The following is a 21,285-nucleotide window of genomic DNA, read 5'->3' as shown; positions in this document are numbered from 1 at the left end:
AAAACCGTCATGCAGAGCGCAGCGAAGCATCTCGCGTGCTTCAACTAATTAATTGCTCCGAGCGAGATGCTTCGCTGCGCTCTGCATGACGTTCTTTATAGTTGTTATTTAATAGTTAAAACCGCTTTGGCAGCTGGGCTGGCACCCAACGCGACGCTACGGGCACTGGGCAGCGAGCCGCCCACCCACACCGTAACCGGGCCTGTGGCCGCCACCGACTGTCCTTTGTCATTGACCAAGGCCAGCATATCGGGCGTGAGCGTGAACTTGACGGTAGTGCTGGCGCCGGGCGCCAGCTTCACGCGCCGGAAGTTTTTCAGCGAGTACAGCGGGGTCTGAGTGCCTTTTTTGGCAGCGTGCGTCACGTAGAGCTGCACCACTTCTTCGCCCTCCGCCTTGCCAGTGTTGGTGATGGTGGCCGTCACGTCGACGGGCTTGTTTTTGGCCACGCGCTTGCTGGCAAGCTTCACCGAAGGGTACGTGAATTTGGCGTAACTCAGGCCGTAGCCGAAGGGGTACATGGGCTCAGCAGCCAGGTAGCGGTAGGTGCGGCCGGCCATGCGGTAGTCCTCGTAGGCGGGCAGCTGCTCCAGGGATTTCGGGAAGGTGATGGGCAGCTTGCCCGAGGGCGAGACCTTGCCAAATACCACGTCGGCCACGGCGTTGCCGCCTTCCTGGCCGGGGTACCAGGCCAGCACCACGGCGTCGGCCAGCTCGTGCACTTCGGCCAGGTTCATGGGGCTGCCGCCCGTGATGATGGCAATGAGGGGCTGCTTGTTATTTTCGCGCAGTTTTTTCAGGAAGTCAATCTGGTTTTTGGGCAGGTTGTAGTCGAGGCGGTCGCCGAACGTGGGCGAGGCAATGGACTCGCCCTCTTCCCCTTCCAGCAGGCCGGTGATACCCAGCACCACAAACGTGGCATCGACGGTGCGGGCCGTGGCGCTCACCCAGTCGATGGTGTTGGCGTTGGGCCGGTCGAGCATGGCGCCCTGACGGTACTGCATCTGGCTGCCGGGCTGCACGCCGCCCACCAGGCCTTCCAGGATGGTTTTCATCTCCGGGTTCACGCCGTAGTAGTTTCCCAGCAGGGCGTCGAGGTTGGCGGCGTTGGGACCGCACACGAAGTACTTGGGCAGGTCGTTGCGCAGGGGCAGCACGCCGTTGTTTTTCAGCAGCACGATGGACTTCTGGGCCGCCTCCCGGGCCAGGGCGCGGTGCGAAGCGCTGTTAATGACGTCGGGGCCGAGCTTATCATAGGGGCTACTGCCCTGCGGGTCGAGCAAGCCCAGCTTGAACTTGGTGCGCAGCAAAATGGCGAGCGAGCTGTCCATTTTGGCTTCGGTGGTGAGGCCCTTTTGCACGGCCTCAGGCAAGGATGGGTACACGCTGCCGCAGTTCAGGTTTACGCCGCGCTCCAGGGCCAGGGCGGCAGCTTCGGCGGGCGTTTTCACCACTTTGTGGCCCTGGTAGAAGTCGACCAGCGCCCAGCAGTCGCTCACGATGTGGCCCTTGAAGCCCCACTGCTTACGCAGCACGTCCTGCAACAGGTAGGTATTGCCGCAGCAGGGCTCGCCGTTGGTGGCGTTGTAGGCGCACATCACGGCTTCCACTTTGGCATCGACCAGCTTATGAAAGGCCGGCAGGTAGGTTTCCTGCAGGTCCTGGGGCGTGGCTACGGCGTTGAACTCGTGGCGCAGGCGCTCGGGGCCGCTGTGCACGGCGAAGTGCTTGGCGCAGGCCGCCGTTTTGAGGTGCTGGGGGTCGTCGCCCTGCAGGCCCTGCACGAAGGCGACGCCCAAGCGGCCGGTGAGCGTAGGGTCTTCGCCGTAGGTTTCCTGGCCCCGGCCCCAGCGCGGGTCGCGGAAGATGTTGATGTTGGGCGTCCAGAACGTGAGGCCGCTGTACTGCTGGCGGTAGCCCTTGGCCACGGCCGCGTTGTAGGAGGCGCGGGCTTCGTCGGAAATGGCGGTGGCCACGCGCTTGGCCAGGTCGTCGTCGAAGGTGGCGCCCAGCCCAATGGCCTGCGGAAACACCGTGGCCGCGCCGGCTCGGCCCACGCCGTGCAGGGCCTCGTTCCACCAGTTGTAGGCCGGGATGCCCAGCCGCTCGATGGCCTTGCTGTTGTACATCATCTGGTCGGCCTTCTCCTCCAGCGTCAGCTTCGAAATCAGGTCCTTAATGCGGGCGTTAACGGGCTGTTTGGGGTCGAGAAATAGGGCAGTTTGGGTGGCCGCCTGCGCGTGAGCGGATTGGCTTATTGCCAATGCTGCAAACAGGCAGACGATTAACCTCACACCCCAAAAGAGAGAGAGAACCCTAGGAATGTAGCGTGGACTCTGCGAGTCCGCGCCCGCCAGAACGAGGCCCAAAAGACGCGACCCTACGCGGACTCGCAGAGTCCACGCTACAGCCGCACTTAGCCGGTGCCAATATCCCGTTGGTGCTGGGCCGTCACCAGTATATGCCGGGGAGCAAGGTTTCCTAGCAGAACGATGTAGCAGGTTAGAGAACATCGGCGGCGGTTGTAAAGGGTGAAGCGGGTAAACCTTCTTGGTTGTAGAGATTGGCGCCTTCGGGGTTGTCGGCCCAGGCGTAGCGCACCGTGGTGGGGTTGGTCACTTGGTCGCTCCAGACCACCACTTTGTTCCCCTCAATTCGGGCTTGAGCCCACACGAATTTCTTGTCCGGGCCGGCCACGGCGAAGCCTTTCAGCGGCCCGCCGCCCTTTGCCACCAACCCACTACCGATGCTGGTGAAGCTGACCGTGGCTTTGTTGCCGGCCACCTGCATGGCCTGGTACAGCGGCCCAGCGGCAACCACTTTAGCGTCGCCGTACGCTACTTTCTGAGCAGCCAGGGCCAAGCGGTGACCGGGGGTTTGCTTGTCGAGGGGGTGAATGTCGTTCCACTCGCCGGCGTCGGTAATCACGGCCATGCCGGTGTGGGGCACGGCCAGCAGGCGGCGCTGGGCGTCGCGCACGGCAGCCCAGCCGCTTTCGCCAGGCTCGGGCTTTGCGGCCATGAAGTTGGCCAGTTGCACGTAGAGGAACGGCAGGTTGGGTTGGGCAAAATGCTGGCGCCAGTCGGCAATCAGGCTAGTCATCAGGGCTTGGTAGTCCTGCGGGTGGCCGGTGTTGCTTTCGCCCTGGTACCACAACACGCCCTTGACGGCGTAAGGCAGCACCGGGGCAATCATGCCGTTGAACAAGCCGCCGGGCTGGTACTGGAACGTGGTAGTGCCCGGCGTGGGCGGCATGGTGGCGCCCAGCCGGTACTGCCATTGCCCGCGCAAATCCAGCGTTTGACCGCCAGCTGTGAGTTCGTATTTCTTGTCCGAGGTAAAGCCGCCGCGGCCGCTGTTGCTGATGAGGCGCACCACCACCACGTTTTTGCCGGGCTTCAGCACGCCGGCTTTCACCTCGTACTTCCGCGGCGGGTACTGGTAGCCGGTGCTGCCCACCAGCTGGCCGTTGAGGTAGGTGGAGTCGGCGTCGACCAGCGTGCCCAGCTCCAAGCGGGCAGACTGGCCTGCCATGGCGGCGGGCACCTCTACTTCTTTGCGGAACCAGACCACGCCGTTCACGGGGCCCAGCGGGGTTTGGTCGGCCCAGTAGCCGGGCACGTTCATGGTGGCCCAGCTGCTGGCGTCGTAGTCCAGCGCCGACCATTTTTGCTGGCCCCGGGCCTGGCCCTGGTCGGCCTTATAGAGGGTTTGGTACCAGCTGGCCACGGCGGCGCTTTCGCGCTGCTTGGTGCTGGCCACCAGCGTGCTGTCCTTGTATTTGGCGCCCTGCTGCTCGTAGGTTGGGAACTGCTTCAGCGCCTCGGCGCTCAGCCAGGCTTCGGCCGGTGAGCCGCCTACGGCGTCTTTGATGATGCCCACAGGCACCTGGTATTTGGCGTTAATTTCCTTCGCGAAGAAGTAGGCCACGCCCGAAAACTGAAGCACAGTTTGGGGGTTGGCCTCCGTCCATTTGCCGCCGGCAAGGTCGGCACGCGGCTTCAGGAAAGCGTAGGTCATCGGCACCTCAAACTGCCGGATGCGCGGATTGGTGGCCTGGGCAATGACGTCGGGGTACTTGTCGCGCAGGCGGCTCATGGGCGTTTCCATATTCGACTGCCCCGAGCACAGCCACACGTCGCCCACCAGGATATTTTTCACGGTCAGCTGGTTGCTGCCGGCAATGCTCATCTCAAACGGCCCACCGGCTTTCAGATGCGGCAGCTTCACGCGCCACTTGCCATCAGCCCCAGCGGTGGCGCGGTACGTCTTGCCCAGAAAGGTCACGCGGACCGCTTCCTTAGGCGCGGCCCAACCCCACACGGCCACGTCGGCGTCGCGCTGCAACACCATGCCGTCGCTCACCAAGCGCGGCAGACGGACGGTAGCGGCGGCCCGCGAAGGCGTCAACAGCCCAATGCCCACGACCAGGGCGCACAGCAGGCCCCGCCAGCCCCGGATGGAGGGCTGCGGACGAAATACGCACAGGGAAAGGAAACGAGTCATCGGGCGTTAGTAGGTGTAGAGTTTGACCCGCTGAATGCTGTAATCGCCGCCGGACACGCGCACGTGGCGGCCCTGGTGGTCCTGGTCGCCGTTCATGCGGCGGCCGGGCAGCCACTTTTCGTTTTCAAAACGCCCTTCGTCGACGCTTAGGTAGCCGGCGCGCTTGCCTTTGGCAGTGGGCTCGGCGGTGAGCACCAGGCCGGTGCCCACCACGTAGAACTCATCGGGCGCCACGGCGATGATGAGGCCGCCGCCCGGCGACCAGTCCGGCTTTTTCGACCCCATCGACCAGCCCAGCGCATACTCGTGCTTAACGGTAAACTGGTAGTCGCCCAGCGCAAAGGCGCGGGCCGCCGAGTCTTTTTGCAGCAAAAACCCGCGCACCTGCCCGGCCGGCTGGTACTTGCCCAGCAGGAAAGTTACCTGCCGCAGCAGTTCATACGCCTTGCCGATGGGCGGCGATTTTAAGGTGTCGCTGCCCTCAATGGCGAAGGGCGCAAACGACAGGCAGTTGTAGTTACCAAAGGCGAAAAGGGCCTTCGCATCAACGCCCGCCTCAAAGCGGATTTCGGGGATAAAAAGCGGGTTTGAGCCCCGGGTGTAGAGGTCGCACCAGTGCTCGAAATTGGGGTTATAGAAGTCCGGCGCCAAGATGTCGATGGCCGGTGCGCCGGCTTGCCACACGTCCATGAGGTGCGGCAGCGGGCCGGCGCTGGGGTATTTGCCGGGCGGCACGTTGGGCCGGTTCAGGGCCGCGTTCACGTACATGGGCAAGGGGTAAGCGGCTTTGCCGGCCACGGTTATGGCGTTGGTAAAGGTGGCGTAATACCAGGCCATGAAGATTTCATCGGTAGCCAAGCTTTTGCCGAACACCTCTTCCCAGGTGCCTTTGGTTTTGGCGCCCTGGCGCTGCCAGATGGCCGCAAACTCCGGCTTCAGGTTTTTGCGCTCGCGCTGCAAATAGGTGAGCAGCGGGGCGGGCACGGGCTGCTTGAAGGCGGCATTGGCGCGGTCGTCGTAGCTGCGGGCGGTGGGCAGCATGCCGATTTCGTTTTCCACCTGCACCGTAATCACGGTGTGCTGCTGGTCATCGGTGGCTTTGAGGTGCTGCATGAGCTGCACGAAAGCCTTGCGGTCAGCCTCTAGGTTGGCGGAGCTGAACGGGGTCATGATTTCCTGCGGCACGCCCTTGTCGTCTTCCACGCGGGGAAAGCGTTTCAGGTCCGTTTTCACCCAGGCCGGCGCGTAGCACGACATGCTGTTTTTCCAGGCGCCGAACCAGAGCAGCACCAGCTTCATCTGGTGCTTGCGGGCGTCGCGCAACAGGACGTCCACCAGCGTGAAGTCGAACTTGCCTTCGGTGGGCTCCATCAGCTCCCAGTACACCGGCGCAATCACCGTGTTCAGGTGCATGGCCTTGAGTTTGGGCCACACGGGCTGCATGTACGCCGTGCTGGAGGCGGTGGAATTACCCAGTTCGCCGCCCAGCACGAAGTAGGGCTTGCCATCTACCAGAAGTTGGGTGCTTTGGCCGGTTTTCACCAGGCGCGGCATGTTGGCCGGGCTCTGGGCTTGCGCCGCGAGTGCCGTCCCGATTAACAGAAGAAGCAGGAGAAGTTTGTGTAGCAAAGCGAAGCGCTTGGATTTATTAGAAAGGAAGGCAGGAAGAAAAAAGAACGTCATGCAGAGCGGAGCGAAGCATCTCGCGTGCAGTAGTAATCAATGCCAGCTCAACGAAGGGGTAGAGATGCTTTGACTCCGCTCAGCATGACGTTCTTCTATTTAACTTCCAGATACTAGTACCCGGGGTTCTGGGTGATTTTGCCGCTGGTGCGGTCCACCTCCGTTTGCGGAATGGGCCGCAGCACGTGGTAATCCTTGATGTTGATGGCCGCATTGGAGCCGTAGACGCCACTGGCCAGGCGGGTGAGGGGCGGGTTGTAAGCTTTCACCCGTTCCAACAGCTTGCCGGTGCGCTTCAGGTCAAACCAGCGCATCATTTCGCCGGCCAGCTCGCGGGCGCGCTCGTCCAGAATGAAGTCGATGGAAACCTGGCTGGGCGCAATCGTCATCTCGGCGGTTTTGCCCGGGGCGGCGGCGCGCTGGCGCACCACGTTGATGTAGGTGGCGGCCTGGGCCGCATCGCCCAGGTAGAAGTAGGCTTCGGCAGCTATCAGGTAGGTTTCGGCTAGGCGGTAGATGATGTTCGGCCGGGTAGAGAAACCGTTTACCGACGTGCGATTCCGGGAGTCGTACTTGTTGAGCGTGGGGAAGTACTCGGTGGTGTACTGGCTGGGCTGGATAACCCGGTAGGGCACCGGCGTGCGGCTGGCAATGCGAGCGAGCGTGGCGGCCGGCAATTCGCGGCCGGGGTACCACACCGCCGTGTCGCCCACCACGGCGCTGGTGCTGCCGCTGTTGTTGCCGGGCGCGTTCACCCGGTACACCGTGGTAAACCACTTGTTGTAGCGCGAGTCGGTGGTGCGCAACGACGCCCCCGATTCCAGGGCATTGCCGCTGGCATCCCGCAAAATGTAAGCATCCTCCAGGTAGTGCGTCACGGCGTGGCGAGCAAACGGCCGGCCGTTGTTGATGTCGCGCGCCATGTTGGGCAGCAGGTCGTAGCGGCTGCGGAAGTTGAAGCCGGCTATGTTTTCTCCCCCAAAGGTGAAGCCATCGATGCGGGAGAAGGTGGCGTCGCCGTTGAATTGCACGTTGAACAGCACCTCTTTGCCGTTCTCGTTGCCTTCGGCAAATACCGTGGCCGGGTCGGCTTCCAGGCCTTTGCCGTAGCGGCCCTGGTTGTCGATGAGCTCCTTGGCAAACAGGGCGGCGTTGGCATAGTCGCTGGTTTCCTTGGCCGACGAGGTGGCCCGCGTCAGGTACACTTTGGCCAGCTCGTGCAGGGCCGTGGCCCGCGTCACGCGGCCGGGCTGGGCGGGCCGGTCAGCAATCTCATTCATGCCCTCCGTCAGGTCCTTGATAATGGCTTTGTACACGTCGGCGAGGGGGGCGCGCTGAATGTCTTTGGTGGGCGACTCGATGAAGCCCAGCGACAGCGGCACATCGCCGAAGTGCTGCACCAGCGTGAAGTAGTAGTGCGCCCGCAGCAGCTTGGTTTCGGCGGCCAGCTGCTTGGCGCGGGCCGGGTCGAGGCCCGGCACCGTGGACACGTACTGCAGCACGCCGTTGGCGGTGTTGATGTACTGGTAGCACACGGTCCACAGAAACGAGGTCGAGTTGGCGTTGACCGGGGTCAGGTCGTTGAGGCTGTAATCGTTCAGCCCGCTGCTCGACGAAATCCCGTTCGTCCACAGGTCGGTGCCGGCTTCGGTGGTGAAGAACGCCGCGTCGTTGCCGTGCAGCTGGCGCAGGCCCGAATACACGCCCGCCACGCCCGACTCTATCCCCTGCTGCGTGCCCAGAAAGGCCGGCGTGAGAATGGATTGCGGGTTCTCGTCCAGGATGTCCTTGTCGCAGCCACTAGCGGCCAGCAGCAAGGCCGCGCCCAAGGTGACAAATACTATTTTTTTCATATAAAGTAGCGCGTTGCGCTGAAAAATTGAGTGGAGGAATGAGGAGTGACTGGGTGGTGAAGCAGCTGATGGAATGCCCGTTGCTGAAATTCTTTCGACGCGGCATGTTCACTTCTTCGTTCCGCCGCCCAGTCGCTCCTTGAGATTAAAAGCCCAGGTTGACGCCCACAATGAAGGCCCGCGTTACGGGATAGTTGGTGCCCACGCCGGCCAGGCCCGCCGAGCTGCTGTTGGGGTTGCCGCCCGTGAACTCGATGCCGCCGGGGTTGGCCGCGTTGAAGCGGCTGGAGTACGACAGCGCATCGGGGTCAATGGCTTTGTTATCCTTGAAATACTGCTCCTTAGCCCAAATCAGCGGGTTCTGCACCTGCAGGTAGATGCGGGCCGAGCTCATGAACGCCGACTTGGCCCAGGCCTCCGGAATGCTGTAGCCCAGGTCGATGCTGCGCACTTTGACGAACGTGCCGCTCAGGTACGCCAGCGTCTGGCCGTAGGTGGGCCACTCGGTGGCGCGCGCCGTCTGGTCGGGCTGGGGGTACTCGTTGCTGGGGTTGGTGGGCGTCCAGTAGTTGAGGTTCACCTGGTTGCGGCGGCCGGTGTTGGTGGCGAAGTACGCCGGGCCGAACAACGTGGGGTCCACCACGGTGGCGCCCACGCGGGTCAGGGCCACGATGGTCATGTCGAAACCTTTGAACCGGAACCGGTTGGTGAGGCCGGCCTCAAACTTGGGCTGGCGCGAGCCGATAATCTGACGGTCGTTGGAATTGATAACGCCGTTGTTGTCCAAGTCCTGCACCTTGATTTGGCCGGGCTTCGAGCCGTACTTTTTGGCCTCATCGGCCTCCGAAGTCTGCCAGATGCCCAGCTTCTTGTAGTCGTAGATGGTGTAAATCGGCTGGCCGATGAAGCGCTGGTTGCCCACGTCGCTCAGCTCGTTGCCGTTGGCATCGGTGCCGCGGGCCAGCGAGAGGACTTTCTCCCGGTTCAGGGTGAAGTTCCAGTCGGTGCTCCACTCAAAGCCGCCGGCATTAGCCGAGCGCACGTTGGCCGTGGTGAGGGAAATTTCCAGGCCGCGGTTCTGGGTTTGGCCGGCGTTGCGCACGTAGGAGCCGTAGCCGCTGGCCGTGGGCAGGGCGTCGGGCAGCAGCAGGTCGCTGGTGCGCTGCTGGTACACTTCTACCGAACCCGAAAGGCGGTTGTCGAGGAAGCCAAAGTCGAGGCCGAAGTTGGCGGTGGTGGTGTATTCCCAGCCCAGGTCGCGGTTCGAAATACCGGTGGGCACGGCGCCCACGGCCCCGGTGCCGCCAAAGTTGTAGTAGCCCGTGCCCAGGGCCGAGGTGAGCAAGGCGTAGGTCTGGTACGGGTTGACGGCGGTGCTGCCCACCCGGCCCAGGCTGGCGCGCAGCTTCAGCACGTTCACCTGGCCGTAATCCTTCAGGAACGACTCGTTGGCCAGGTTCCAGGCCACGGCGGCCGAGGGGAAGGCCTTGTACTTATTGCCGGGCGCCAGGCGCGACGAGCCGTCCACGCGCATGGTCAGCGTGGCCGAGTAGCGGTCGTCGTAGGCGTAGTTGCCGCGGGCCATGTAGGAAATAATGTCCCACTTCTGCTGGCCACTGAAGGCCGAGCTGGGCGAACCCGCGCCGAGGTTGTCGTCGAGTTGGTAGTTGGTGAGCAGGTTGCGCACGCCGGTGCCGAAGTTATCGGTGCGGAATTCCTGGGCGCTGTACAGGCCCGTCAGGTTCACGTCGTGCTTGCCAAAGGTGTTGTTGTAGGTCAGAATGTTTTCCGCCAGCAGGTTGAAGGCCAGGCTCGTCGAGCGGTTGGCCGTGCTCTGGCCGCCGCCGTTCTGCGGCGTTTGCGAGGCGAAGAAGCTGCCGTTGTTGTCGGAGCGCACGTCGAGGCCCACGTTCAGGCGGTAGTCCAGCCCTTTCAGAATGTTCACTTGCCCGTAGAGGCTGTTGAAGGTCCGAACGCGGCGGTTGCGGTCGCGGTGGGCGTCCTTTTCGTACAGCGTCAGCGGGTTCGACATCCCGGTGTCGGAGTTGGGATACAGAATTGGCACCCCGTTGGCCGCGCGGGGCGACGCCAGCGGGCTGGTGGTGATAATCGAGTAGAGGATGTTGATGTTGGGGTCGTCAGTGTTGTTGAAGGTATTGAGCGTGTTCAGGCCCACTTTCACCCGCTTGCCAATCTGCTGGTCGAGGGTGCCGCGCAGCGAATAGCGCTTGAACCGCTGCACCGGCACGATGCCGGTTTCGTCGTAGTAGCCCAGCGAAGTCGAATACTGCGTTTGCTCGTTGCCGCCACTCACGCCCACCACATGGTTCTGAATGTGGCCGTTCTGGTACATCAGGTCCTGGTAGTCGGTGCTTTTGCCGGCCGCGTAGTTGGCCCGCTCATCGGCCGTCAGGAACGACGTGGCCGTCACCGGGTCGTAGTTGGGGTTTTGGGCGCGGTAGGCTTCCAGGCGGTAGTTGTAGTACTCCTGGCCGTTCTGCACGTCGTAGAGGCCGTAGGCTTTTTTCACGCCGTAGTAGCCGCTGTAGGTGGCTTTGGGCGTGCCGGCCTTGCCGCGCCGGGTTGAGATGAGGATGACGCCGTTGGCACCCCGGGCGCCGTAAATGGCGGTGGAGGAAGCGTCCTTCAGTACTTCCAGCGAAGTAATGTCATCGGGGTTCAGGTCGTTGAGGCTGCCGTCGAAGGGCACGCCGTCCACTACCAGCAGCGGGTCGTTGCTGCCCGAAAACGAGCGGTTGCCCCGGATACGAATCACCGGCGCCTGGCCCGGCACGGTGCTCGAGCTGGCAATGCTGACGCCCGCGGCGCGGCCTTGCAGGGCCTGGCCCACGTTGGCCACCGGCACGTCGCGCAGGGCCTTTTCATCCACCGACGAGATGGCGCCCGTCACCTGGCTTTTCTTCTGCACGCCGTAGCCCACCACCTGCACTTCGTTCAGCGTCTGGGCTTCGGTCACGAGGCGCACGTCCGTGGCACCCGAAGCAGCAACGGTTACTTCCTTGCGCTCAAAGCCAATCGAGCTGATAACCAACGTATTTTGCCCCTCGGGCACGCTCAGGCTGTACACGCCCTCCGCGTTGGTGGTCGAACCAATGGTGGTGCCCTTCACAATAACGGTCACGCCCGGCAGGGCCTCGCCCGTGTCCGACGTAATCTTGCCCGTGACCGTGCGCCCGGCCTGGGCCCACACCGTCGACGGCAGCAGCCCTCCTGCCAGCAGGAAGCCGCCCCCCAGGAGCTGCGCACAGAGCCGGACCTGGCACAGTGCGGTTTTCAATAAATGTACTCGCATGATATTCAGTGGGTTTTTTGGTGGGTGTGAGAGTGCTTGAGAATGAAAAAGGTGGGGTTAAAAGCCAATGGAATTGCCGCCGTCGACGGGCAGCGACACGCCGGTGATGTAGCGCGCGGCCGGCGAAGCCAGAAACACGGCCGCGTGGCCGATATCGGCGGGCTGGCCGAAGGCGCCCATCGGCGTGCGGCGCATGGCCCGGTCGCGGCGGTCGGGGTCGGAGTTCATGGCCTTGCGGCTCATTTCGGTTTCGATGAAGCCCGGCGCAATGGCGTTCACGCGCACGCCGTGGCCCGAGAACTCGGAGGCCAGCACCTTCACCATCCCCTCCACCGCCGACTTGGAGGCCGCGTACGCCACCACCCGGTCGATGCCGTAGTAGGCGGCCATGGAGGAAATCATGAGAATGACGCCTTTTTTGCGGGCTACCATGCGCGCAGCGCAAGCCCGCGTCAGGGCAAATACCGAGTGCAGGTTGGTGTGCAGAATGCGGCTGAATTCCTCGTCGGTTACCTCCAGGGCCGGTTTTTTGAGGTTGATGCCGGCGTTGTTCACCAGTATGTCCAAGGGGCCGTGGGCGGCTTCAATCTGCGCCACCAACCCGTCGATGGACGATAAATCGGTGATGTCGTTGACAATGTATTGGGCGGACTCGCCCAGGTTTTCCACGGCATCGCGCAGCACCTCCTCGCGCCGGCCAGTGATGACCACCGTGGCGCCAGCTTCGGTCATGCAGCGGGCTATTTCGAGGCCGATGCCGGTGCCGCCGCCGGTTATCAGCGCCAGCTTGCCCTCCAACGAAAAGACGTTGGCCGGCTGGGAATGGTCAGCGACTGTGGCGCCGGTAGTGTGTGATTGATGCTCCATATCGGTAGTGGTTGCCGCGACTAATTATTTCAGTTGATAGAGGTCGACCAGGCTTTTGACTTCGGCCAGGGTGCGGGTAGGCGGCGCAAACGGCGCCGGAATGGGCTGCTTCGAGTAGGTCTGGAAGTAGAGCACGCAGGCATCACGCCACCACAGGGCTTCCTGCCGCTGGATTTGCAGGCGGGCCGTTACGTCGGTGTGCAGGGCGGGGTCCACGGCAGGCTTCACGCTGGCCCAGCGCTGCTGCATCCAGGTCACGGAGTCGGCGCCGGTGTAGTAGCGGGTCACCAGTTCGTTCCAGAGGGTGCGGCCGGTGGGCAGCGGCTGCTTCCAGCCCACGTGGTGAAACCAGAGCAGGTAGTTGGGCGGGCAGGTTTTGGGGTCGCCCCACTGCTTTTGCACGCCCGGCGAATACAGCGCCAGGGCATTGGAGCCGGTGGCGGTGCGGTTGAAGCCCAGGCCCATGGAGTCGGCTTTATGGTAATACACGGCGGTCCAGTCGGGGCGGCCGGCTTCGGCCAGCCAGGGCTCGGGGCCGTAGTGAATGTTCTGGCCCATGATGTGGTGCAGGCCCAGCGGCGTGGTGTAGCGCACGTAGATGTCGCGCGACTGGCCCATTAGGTCCACGATGGTGGCCACGGCCTTGGGCTCGCGGGTCAGGGTCATTTTGGTCCACTCGGTGGCAATGGCGGCCGCGGTCAGGCTATGGTCCCAAGCCAGGCGGCCGAAAGCGTACCAGTTGGCCTGGCCCATGGGGTGGCCGGTCCAGTTGCGGTCGGAGCCGATGTTGGCCACGCCCGCAATGCCGCTGAGGAGGTGCTGGTCGAGGCTGCCATCCACCACCTTCGCCACCGTCGAGCCGGGGCCCTTGGTTTGGGTGTCGAAATCGAGGCATTCTTTGAAAAGTGGCGCCAGGTAAACGAGGTGCGTCGCAAAGCCTAAGTACTCCTGCGTGAGCTGCACTTCCAGCACCAGCGGCGTCTTGGGCATGGCCCCAAACAGCGGATGGAACGGCTCGCGGGACTGAAAATCAATCGGCCCGTTCTTCACCTGGACCAGGACTTTGGGCGAAAACTTCCCATCGAGCGGCTTGAACTCCTCGTAGGCTTCCTTAAACCGGTCGCCTTTGCTGTTGGCCTTGTACACGAAGGCGCGCCACATCACAATGCCGTCGTGCTGGCCCAGGGCCTCGGCCAGCATGTTGGCGCCGTCGGCGTGGTTGCGGCCGTAGTCCTGCGGGCCGGGTTCGCCTTCAGAGTTGGCCTTTACCAGAAAGCCGCCGAAGTCGGGAATGGTCTTGTAAATCTCGGCGGTGCGGGCCGCCCACCACTGCTTCACCTGCGGGTCGAGCGGGTCGGAGGTTTTCAGGCCGCCGATGACCTTGGGCGCTGCCCAGAACACCGACAAATACACCCGGATGCCGTAGGGTCGAAACACGCCCGCCAGCGCTTTCACCTTCTGCAAATACTCCGGCGTAAGGTAGCGGGCACTGGCGTTCACGTTGTTAATGGCCACCCCGTTAATGCCAATCGAGGCATTGGCGCGGGCGTAGTCGGTGTAGCGCGGGTCGAGGCGCTCGGGCAGCTCGTACCATTTCCAGATGGAGGAGCCCGCGTAGCCGCGCTCCACGGTGCCGTTGGGGTTGTCCCAGTGGTTGAGCAAGCGGTACTGGATGCGCGGGCTGCTGGCCGTAGCCAAATTCGCTACGGGTTGCTGCGTTTGCAGCTGCCGCAGCAGGGCATACACGCCGTAGAGCACGCCAGCCCCGCTCCTCCCCGTCACCACCAGGTTGCGGCCTTGCGTTAAAATACGGTAGCCATCCTGGGTTTGGGCTGTTCCGGGAACGTTTGCGGTCGGGCTTATCAGTAGTAAGATTCCGCGCTTTGTGCTGTTGGACTCACCCTTTGTCACCAAGGGCACCGGCTGGCCCAGCAGGCCCTGCAAGCCGCGTTGCAACTCGGCGGCGGCCGTTTTCAGCACCGCGGAGTTGCCTTCAGCCACAATGTATTGAGCGGCCTGCCGGTAGGCATTGCGCTGGGCCACGTCCGTAATGAGGTCGTATTTCAGCCACAGCCGATAGCCGTCGTCGGCACGGCTGCGGGGCGTGGCAGCGACCAAAACCAACAGTAGCAAGAGTGACCGGAGGAGCATTGGGTGGGATTTGGGAGGAACGTATCAGGAATATTGTGGGGCGCTGGCGTGAGCGGCGAGCGGCGGGGCCTCTGCTTCCAGGCTGCGGCGGATGCCGTATTCCAGCCCGCGCAGCTCGGCCAGCCCGCGCAGGCGGCCAATGGCGGAATAGCCAGGGTAAGTCTGCTTCTTGAGGTCGTCGAGCATCTGGTGGCCGTGGTCGGGGCGCATGGGCAGGGCTGGGGCGCCGTTTTCGGCCCGGCGCTGCTCCTCGAGCACCAGCTCGCGCACCACGGCGTACATGTCCACGTCGCCGGCCAAGTGGTCGGCTTCGTAGAAGTTGCGCGGGTTGGCTTCGCGCTTGGTGGTGCGCAGGTGCACAAAGTGAATGCGCGGGCCAAACCGCCGCGCAATGGCGGCGGGGTCGTTATCGGGGCGCACGCCCAGCGAACCGGTGCAGAAGGTGAGGCCATTGGCCGGCACATCGCAGGCCGCCAGCAGCTGGGCAATGTCGCTTTCGGTGCTCATCACCCGGGGCAGGCCCAGCAAGGGAAACGGCGGGTCGTCGGGGTGAATGCAGAGGCCAATCCCCAGTTCTTCGGCCACGGGCGCTACCTCCCGAATGAAGTAGTGCAGGTTGTCGCGCAGAGCGGCGGCGTCAATGGCCGCGTATTCATCCAGTAAGCCCTGAAAACCAGCCAGCTCAAACGCTTCCTCCGAGCCGGGCAAGCCCAACAGCACTGTGTTGCTGAGCGTTGTGATTTCTTCGGTGCTCATGGCCGCAAACTGCTGGCGGGCGGCTTCGGCCACATTGGGCTCGTAATCGATTGCAGCGCCGGGGCGCTTTAAAATACAGAGGTCGAACAGCGCAAAATCCTGCCACACAAAGCGCAAGGCAAGCGACCCGTCGGGCATTTCGTAGCTGACGTTGGTGCGCGACCAGTCCAGCACCGGCATGAAATTGTAGCACACCGTGCGGATGCCGCAGGCCGCCAGGTTGCGCAAAGACGCCTTGTAGTTCGCTATATAAAGCTCACGCGCGGGCCGGCCTTTCTTAATGTCTTCGTGCACCGGCAGGCTTTCCACCACCGCCCAGTGCAGGGGCGAATGGGTGGCGTTGTCGGTTTCAATCAACTGCTGGCGCGCTTGAATCTCGCTCACCGGCCACACCGCGCCCACGGGCAATTGGTGCAGGGCCGTGACCACGCCCGCGCACCCGGCCTGCCGAATGTCGAATAACGAAACGGGGTCGTGCGGACCGAACCAACGCATGGTGTGCAGCATAAGACTCTTCGGCAGAATACAATTTGACTATACACTAAGCCTTCTGGTTGCGCTTGATACCCGAAAAGCTTCCGGAAGCATATCTGAAGGACTTATAATCGAAAGTACACCCGTTTCCGTAATAGTCAACAAGAATAAAACGGCCCAAATAACTTGTTTTGGCCATAAAACTATCGGCAACGTTTCCGGAATCGTTGCCGATAGATATCTTAGCTGTGCGGTGGCCTAAAAAATATTTTGTGTGTTACCTTTGAATAACTAGACAAAGCAGGGGCAACACCGGCTATCTAAACTCGTCCTTTTCCACAAAAAGTACAAATCAAGATGATAACCTGCGTTAAATGCAAGTTGAGTAGCTCGGTTTTGAAAGCAGGCTTTGTGCGGGGCCGCCAGCGCTTTCTGTGCAAGGCCTGCGACTACCACTTTACTGAGGAAAAGCCGGCCGGGCAGCTCACCGAGCGACGCCGCAGCCAAACCACCATCGGCGATGTGGCCAAGGCGGTGGGCGTGGCTTCGTCCACGGTGTCGCGGGCCCTGAACGGGCACACGGACATTAGCCCCACCACCCGCCAGGCCATTCTGGACGTGGCCCGGCAAATGGACTACCAGCCCAACCTACTGGCCCAAAGCCTCAAAAGCCGCGAAACGCACACGCTCGGTGTTATTATTCCCGACATTGAACGGCCGTTTTTCGCCACGGTGGTCAGCGGCATTCAGGAGGTTGCTACCGAAGCCGGCTACCGGGTAATGATTTGTCAGTCAAAGGAATCGTACGCAACGGAGGTGAGCAATGTGCAGGCCCTGGTGGCTAGCCGCGTCGATGGCCTGCTCATCTGTCACTCCCGCGAAACCGAAAATTTTGACCACGTGAAGCCTGCCGCCTGCCGGGGCGTGCCCGTGGTGCATTTCGACCGGGTGAGCAACGAAGTGGACAGCGCCAAAGTCATCCTGGATGACTGGAATGGGGCTTTCAACGTCACGGAGCACCTGATTCAGCAGGGCGCCCGGCGCATTGCCATCCTGGCCGGCCCGGAATCGTTGCTTATTTCCCGCAATCGATTGGCAGGCTACCAGCACGCCCTGAAGCGCTACAACCTCGACTTGCGCAAGGAATACGAGGTGCACATTGAGTTCCGGACCGAAGAAGCTGTGGCGGCGCTCGATACGTGGCTGGCACTACCCGAGCCGCCCGACGCCATCTTCGCCATCAACTACACCAACGCCTTCGACCTGCTAGTGGCTCTGAAAAAACGCCGTTTGCGCGTGCCCGAAGACATCGCCGTGGTGGGCTTCGGCGACGAATTCATGGCCGCTATGATTGAGCCCGGCCTCACCACCGTCAACCTCCACCCCTACCGCATCGGCCAGCAGGCCGCCCGGCTTTTCCTCGAGCAAGTGCGCCAGAAGGAGGATTTCCAGCCCCGCACCTTCGTCATCTCCGGCGAGCTGGTTATCCGGGGGTCGTCGCTGAAAGGGAAAGGCGAGTTGTTTAGCTTGAGTATATAGCTGAATTGTAAAGCCCGTCATGCAGAGCGCAGCGAAGCATCTCGCGTGCCACCACTAATTATTGGATTACTGCCACAAGCGAGATGCTTCGCTGCGCTCTGCATGACTGTCATTGATTGTTGAAATGGAAAAATAACCTTTTCATTTTGAAAAAAATCCTCCCCGTTGAGCATAGTGCTCAGCGGGGATTTTTTATTTAATACTCTTATAACCAGCACGAAATAAACATTACCAACAATCAATTTCCGAAACGGCACTGGTATTGGCATGGAGTGGCAGTAACCAACCACCTGCTGCCATGGACATTCTTGATAACCTCACCAAAGCCGCCAAGGGCTTCTTCATCGAAGACGATGGAGCGGCCCTGGCCGAAGCCCCCGCGCCTCAGCCGCTGCCCGCCCAAGCCAGCACCGCCCAGCCAGCTGGCCCGGCGCCGCTCGTCACCCAGGCCGAGCAGCGCCACCTCGACCACATCGCCAGCCTGCTGGTGGGCGACGGCAAGGACTTCGGCGCCTACACCAAGCTGGTGAACAGCATGGCCGGCAGCGGCCTCACCGGCCCGCTGCTCTACCAAACGGCCTTCAACGCCTTCGCCGCCCTCACCGGCGTGGACCGCCCCACCCTGCTGGCCTCGGCCGAGCAGCTCACCCACAAGCTGGCCGACGACCGCGCCCGGGTGCTGCAGCGCCACCGCGAAAAGCTAGGCGAAGCCACCAACTCAAAGGCCGCCCCTGGCCCGCTGGCCCTGCTGCAACAACGCGAAGCCCAGCTGCAAGCCGACGTAGCCGCCCTTACCCAGCAGCTCACCGAAAAGAGCCAGCAGCTGCGTGAAATCCAGCAGCAGGCGCAGGCTGAAAAGCAGAAAACCCAGGCTGCGCTCGCCTCCTACGAACTGGCCAACGCCGCCGCTGCCGCCGAGCTGCAAGCCCACCGCCAGGCCGCGCAATCCTTCCTCACTCCCACTGCCAATCCTTCAACCACTTAATGCCATGAACACGCTACTCACAACTTCCTCTGACACCGACACCGGCCTGCCCAAGTGGCAAAAGCCGGAAAAGATGGCCGGCCGCGTGGTGCTCCTCGGGCTGGTAGGCGCGGCCGTGTACTACTGGGGCAAAATCCTGCCCTTCCTCGTCGACATCGTCTTCAACAGCGTGAAGCTGGGAATTGGGCTGGGCGTGCTGTTCGTGCTGTTTTTGCTGGTCACTAACAAGCGCATCCACGCCGGGCTGTGGTATGCCGGGCAGCGCATTTTGCGCACGCTGGCCGGGATTTTCGTCAACACCGACCCCATCGGCATCATGCAGGACTACATCAAGAACACCGAGCAGGAAGCCCGCAAGATGGACGCCGAAGTGACCAACATCGAAGGTGCCCACGAGTTGGTGAAGCGCAAGCTGGCCGCCAATACCAACCAGATGAAGGAGTACCTGGCCCTGGCCAACTCCGCCACCCGCCAGGGCGAAAAGGACATGGCCGAGAGCTACGCCAGCCGCGCCGCGCAGCTGGAGGACTACAACCGCCGCCTGCAGCCCATGGCCACCACCACGGCCAACGTCTCGGTAGTGATGCGCCAGATTCTGAAGGCTGCCCTGCGCCAGATTGACGGCAGCAAGTTCAAGGTCAACCTCTTGAAAGACGAATACGAGTTGGTGAAGCGTACCAGCTCCGGCATGCGCGCCGCCATGAACATCCTGCGCGGCGACCCCGACAAGAAGTACTTCTTCGACCTCGCCACCGACCGCGTGGCCCAAGACATGGCCCAGCAGTTGGGCCAAATCAAGCAGGCCATGCGCTACTCGCAGGAATTCGTGAAGGAGATGGACATCCAGAATGGCGTGATGAGCGAGAAGGGCCAGCGCCTGCTCACCAAGTACCAAAACGGCGATTTCAACGCCGTGCTCAACGAAAAGCCGCAAGCCCAACAATCCTTCGCCACCACCAAAAAAGCCTCCGATGATGCCTATTATAGCCTGCTTGATTAGCTTTTTGCTGGCCTGTGGCCTGGTGAGCTTGCTGGGCAATGGCGAAACAGTGGAACGTCACACCGCTCCTCATGTAGCCAAAGCACCGGTCATGCAGAGCGCAGCGAAGCATCTCGCCCGCCACCAGTAAACCCAACCATGCAACGATGCGAGCGAGATGCTTCGCTGCGCTCTGCATGACAAACTGGAGGACTGTAGCGTGGACTCTGCGAGTCCGCGTCTGGCGCTCCAAAACCATACTCCAACTCTTTAAAATAACCCGTGGACGCGCAGAGTCCACGCTACAACACTCATGACAACACGTGGTAAAATCGTAATCGGCCTACTCCTGGTAGCGGCCCTTTACTTCGGCATCAACAAGCTGGTATCCAGCGGTGCCGTGTTCAAGAAAGCCGAAACGCAATCGGTACTGCTCAACTCGATTGAGCTGCCCGCCGCCACCGGCGGCAGCCGCGCCACCATTGTGGTGCCGCTGGCCCCGCTGCCGGGCACCGCGCCCGCTGATAAGGGCACCAAAATGGTGTGGGAGGTGATGGCTTGGAACAGCCAGATGGCCGGCATGCTGGCCAACGGCGGCCCCCGCAGCACCATGGGCTCCAGCATGGCCGCCAACGGCATCGACCTGCAGATTGTGCGCCAGGACGACGTGAGCAAAATGCAGGCAGACCTGGTAAAAAATGCCCTCGACCTGCAGAACAACCCGGAAACGCCGGGCCTGATTGTGAGCATTATGGGCGACGGCCTGCCCGCTTTTTCGGCGGTGCAAACGCAGCTGCAGAAGGCCGGCACCAGCCTGCAAATCATCCCCTATTCGGTGGGCAAATCCTTCGGTGAAGACAAGTTAATGGGCCCGAAAGAATGGCTCGACAACCCGAAAACCGCCCTGGGCAAAACCATAGCCTGCTACCTGCGCGACGGCGACCAGAACATTGCCCTGAAATGGTGCGCCGACAACGGCCTGAAAGTGAACCCCGACGAAACCACCTACGACCCCGAAGCCGTGAACTTCATGGCCGCATCCGACTTCCTGGTAGCCGCTGAAAAGTACATCCTCGACAAGCCCGAAGCCCGCACCAAGGTGGTAAACGGCAAGAACACTGGCGTGAGCGTGGACGTGGTAGCCGACGGCGTGGCCACCTGGACGCCCGGCGACGTGAACATCGCCAAGCAGAAAGGCGGCCTCGTCAACATCGTGTCCACCAAGGACTACTCGAACCAGATGCCCAACATCATGGTGACCACCAAGCGTTGGTACGACGCCCATCCCAAAGAAGTAATTGGTCTGATGACGGCCTTCGCCGTGGCCGGCGACCAGGTGAAAGCCCACCCCGAGGCGCTGGCCCGCGCCGCCGACATATCAGCCACCGTGTACGGCGACCAAGACAAGCCCGGCGCCTACTGGCTGAAGTACTACAAAGGCGTGAGCGAAGCCGACCGCAACGGCGAAGTAGTAGAATTGGGCGGCAGCAAAGCCTTCAACTTCAGTGACAACCTGAGCTTGTTTGGCCTCGACGAAGGCGGTACCAACATCTACGCGGCGGTGTACAAAACCTTCGGCGACGTGCAAAGCAAGCTTTACCCCAAGGAGCTGCCCAGCTACGTGCCCCTGGCCGAAATGCTGGACCTCAAGCCGCTGCAGCAGCTTCAGCAGCAATACAAAGGCAAAGCCGTGGCCCCGGCCGAAACCCAGCAGTTTGCCGCCGATGACGAAATCCGCCAAAGCGTGAGCAAGCGCGCCTGGAACATCGCCTTTAATTCGGGCCAGAGCACCTTCACTCCCGCCGCCGAGCGCGACCTCAACCAGCTCTTCAATGACCTCGTGGTGGCCGGCCGCCTTAAAGTGGCCGTGCACGGCCACACCGACAACACCGGCGACCCGCAGCGCAACCAGCAGCTTTCCGAAGACCGCGCCATGGCCGTGGAGCAATGGCTCGAAGCCAAAAGCCGCAGCGCCTTCCCCAAAGGCCGCGTGCAGGTGTACGCCCACGGCGCCACCGAGCCCGTAGCCAGCAACACCACGCCAGACGGCAAAGCCAAAAACCGCCGCGTGGAAATTGTGCTAGGCAACTAGAACGAAAACTCCCCTCCTCAGACGAGGAGGGGATGTTCGAGCCCAGGGCTCGAACGGGGGTGGTTGAACTCGTTGAACGATGCCTTA

The 21,285-nt window shown here is 62.1% G+C and carries 12 protein-coding genes; 4 read left to right on the top strand and 8 right to left on the bottom strand.

Features of this window, described 5'->3' with window-relative positions; translation table 11 throughout:
• Positions 1 to 104: 104 nt before the first annotated feature.
• From I2I05_RS10020 to uxuA, 8 genes are all read right to left on the bottom strand, one after another.
• Positions 105 to 2,294: a glycoside hydrolase family 3 N-terminal domain-containing protein gene (locus tag I2I05_RS10020; protein ID WP_317192339.1), complete on the bottom strand. Its 2,190-nt coding sequence runs from the start codon at positions 2,292 to 2,294 to the stop codon at positions 105 to 107.
• Between the two features lie 208 nt (positions 2,295 to 2,502).
• Complete coding sequence (locus I2I05_RS10015) at positions 2,503 to 4,506, bottom strand: sialate O-acetylesterase (protein ID WP_196282114.1); 2,004 nt, start codon at positions 4,504 to 4,506, stop codon at positions 2,503 to 2,505.
• 6 nt (positions 4,507 to 4,512) lie between these two features.
• Entirely contained in the window at positions 4,513 to 6,135 is a 1,623-nt protein-coding gene (locus I2I05_RS10010; RefSeq protein WP_230688269.1) for a GH35 family beta-galactosidase, read from the bottom strand.
• A 167-nt stretch (positions 6,136 to 6,302) separates the two neighbouring features.
• Positions 6,303 to 8,042: a RagB/SusD family nutrient uptake outer membrane protein gene (locus tag I2I05_RS10005; protein WP_196282112.1), complete on the bottom strand. Its 1,740-nt coding sequence runs from the start codon at positions 8,040 to 8,042 to the stop codon at positions 6,303 to 6,305.
• Between the two features lie 145 nt (positions 8,043 to 8,187).
• Positions 8,188 to 11,355 (bottom strand): SusC/RagA family TonB-linked outer membrane protein, encoded by a 3,168-nt coding sequence (locus I2I05_RS10000; protein WP_196282111.1) that lies wholly within the window; start codon positions 11,353 to 11,355, stop codon positions 8,188 to 8,190.
• 57 nt (positions 11,356 to 11,412) lie between these two features.
• Positions 11,413 to 12,222 carry an SDR family NAD(P)-dependent oxidoreductase gene (locus tag I2I05_RS09995; RefSeq protein ID WP_196282110.1) on the bottom strand — a complete coding sequence of 270 codons (810 nt, stop codon included), beginning with the start codon at positions 12,220 to 12,222 and terminating at the stop codon, positions 11,413 to 11,415.
• Between the two features lie 24 nt (positions 12,223 to 12,246).
• Entirely contained in the window at positions 12,247 to 14,373 is a 2,127-nt protein-coding gene (locus tag I2I05_RS09990; RefSeq protein ID WP_196282109.1) for an alpha-glucuronidase family glycosyl hydrolase, read from the bottom strand.
• Positions 14,374 to 14,397: 24 nt separating this feature from the next.
• A complete protein-coding gene (gene uxuA, locus I2I05_RS09985) occupies positions 14,398 to 15,636 on the bottom strand; it encodes a mannonate dehydratase (RefSeq protein ID WP_230688268.1) in 1,239 nt (412 codons plus the stop codon).
• Positions 15,637 to 15,960: 324 nt separating this feature from the next.
• Here uxuA and I2I05_RS09980 point away from each other — a divergent pair, with 324 nt between their 5' ends.
• From I2I05_RS09980 to I2I05_RS09965, 4 genes are all read left to right on the top strand, one after another.
• On the top strand, positions 15,961 to 17,142 hold the full coding sequence (locus tag I2I05_RS09980; protein ID WP_196282108.1) for a substrate-binding domain-containing protein: 1,182 nt from the start codon (positions 15,961 to 15,963) through the stop codon (positions 17,140 to 17,142).
• A 298-nt stretch (positions 17,143 to 17,440) separates the two neighbouring features.
• Entirely contained in the window at positions 17,441 to 18,127 is a 687-nt protein-coding gene (locus I2I05_RS09975; protein ID WP_196282107.1) for a hypothetical protein, read from the top strand.
• 4 nt (positions 18,128 to 18,131) lie between these two features.
• Complete coding sequence (locus I2I05_RS09970) at positions 18,132 to 19,127, top strand: hypothetical protein (protein WP_196282106.1); 996 nt, start codon at positions 18,132 to 18,134, stop codon at positions 19,125 to 19,127.
• Positions 19,128 to 19,419: 292 nt separating this feature from the next.
• Complete coding sequence (locus I2I05_RS09965) at positions 19,420 to 21,198, top strand: OmpA family protein (RefSeq protein ID WP_196282105.1); 1,779 nt, start codon at positions 19,420 to 19,422, stop codon at positions 21,196 to 21,198.
• Positions 21,199 to 21,285 lie beyond the last annotated feature (87 nt).

Source organism: Hymenobacter jeongseonensis (assembly GCF_015694725.1).
In the GTDB taxonomy this organism is placed as follows: Bacteria; Bacteroidota; Bacteroidia; order Cytophagales; family Hymenobacteraceae; genus Hymenobacter; species Hymenobacter jeongseonensis.
This window is presented reverse-complemented; position numbering and strand designations above follow the sequence as displayed.

What these genes read in the sequence shown, in the direction of transcription:
- I2I05_RS09965 (WP_196282105.1), top strand. Translation starts at nt 19,420, where the DNA reads ATGACAACACGTGGTAAAATCGTAATCGGCCTACTCCTGGTAGCGGCC.
- I2I05_RS09990 (WP_196282109.1), bottom strand. Translation starts at nt 14,373, where the DNA reads ATGCTCCTCCGGTCACTCTTGCTACTGTTGGTTTTGGTCGCTGCCACG.
- I2I05_RS09980 (WP_196282108.1), top strand. Translation starts at nt 15,961, where the DNA reads ATGATAACCTGCGTTAAATGCAAGTTGAGTAGCTCGGTTTTGAAAGCA.
- I2I05_RS10000 (WP_196282111.1), bottom strand. Translation starts at nt 11,355, where the DNA reads ATGCGAGTACATTTATTGAAAACCGCACTGTGCCAGGTCCGGCTCTGT.
- I2I05_RS10005 (WP_196282112.1), bottom strand. Translation starts at nt 8,042, where the DNA reads ATGAAAAAAATAGTATTTGTCACCTTGGGCGCGGCCTTGCTGCTGGCC.
- I2I05_RS09975 (WP_196282107.1), top strand. Translation starts at nt 17,441, where the DNA reads ATGGACATTCTTGATAACCTCACCAAAGCCGCCAAGGGCTTCTTCATC.
- uxuA (WP_230688268.1), bottom strand. Translation starts at nt 15,636, where the DNA reads ATGCTGCACACCATGCGTTGGTTCGGTCCGCACGACCCCGTTTCGTTA.
- I2I05_RS10015 (WP_196282114.1), bottom strand. Translation starts at nt 4,506, where the DNA reads ATGACTCGTTTCCTTTCCCTGTGCGTATTTCGTCCGCAGCCCTCCATC.
- I2I05_RS09970 (WP_196282106.1), top strand. Translation starts at nt 18,132, where the DNA reads ATGAACACGCTACTCACAACTTCCTCTGACACCGACACCGGCCTGCCC.
- I2I05_RS09995 (WP_196282110.1), bottom strand. Translation starts at nt 12,222, where the DNA reads ATGGAGCATCAATCACACACTACCGGCGCCACAGTCGCTGACCATTCC.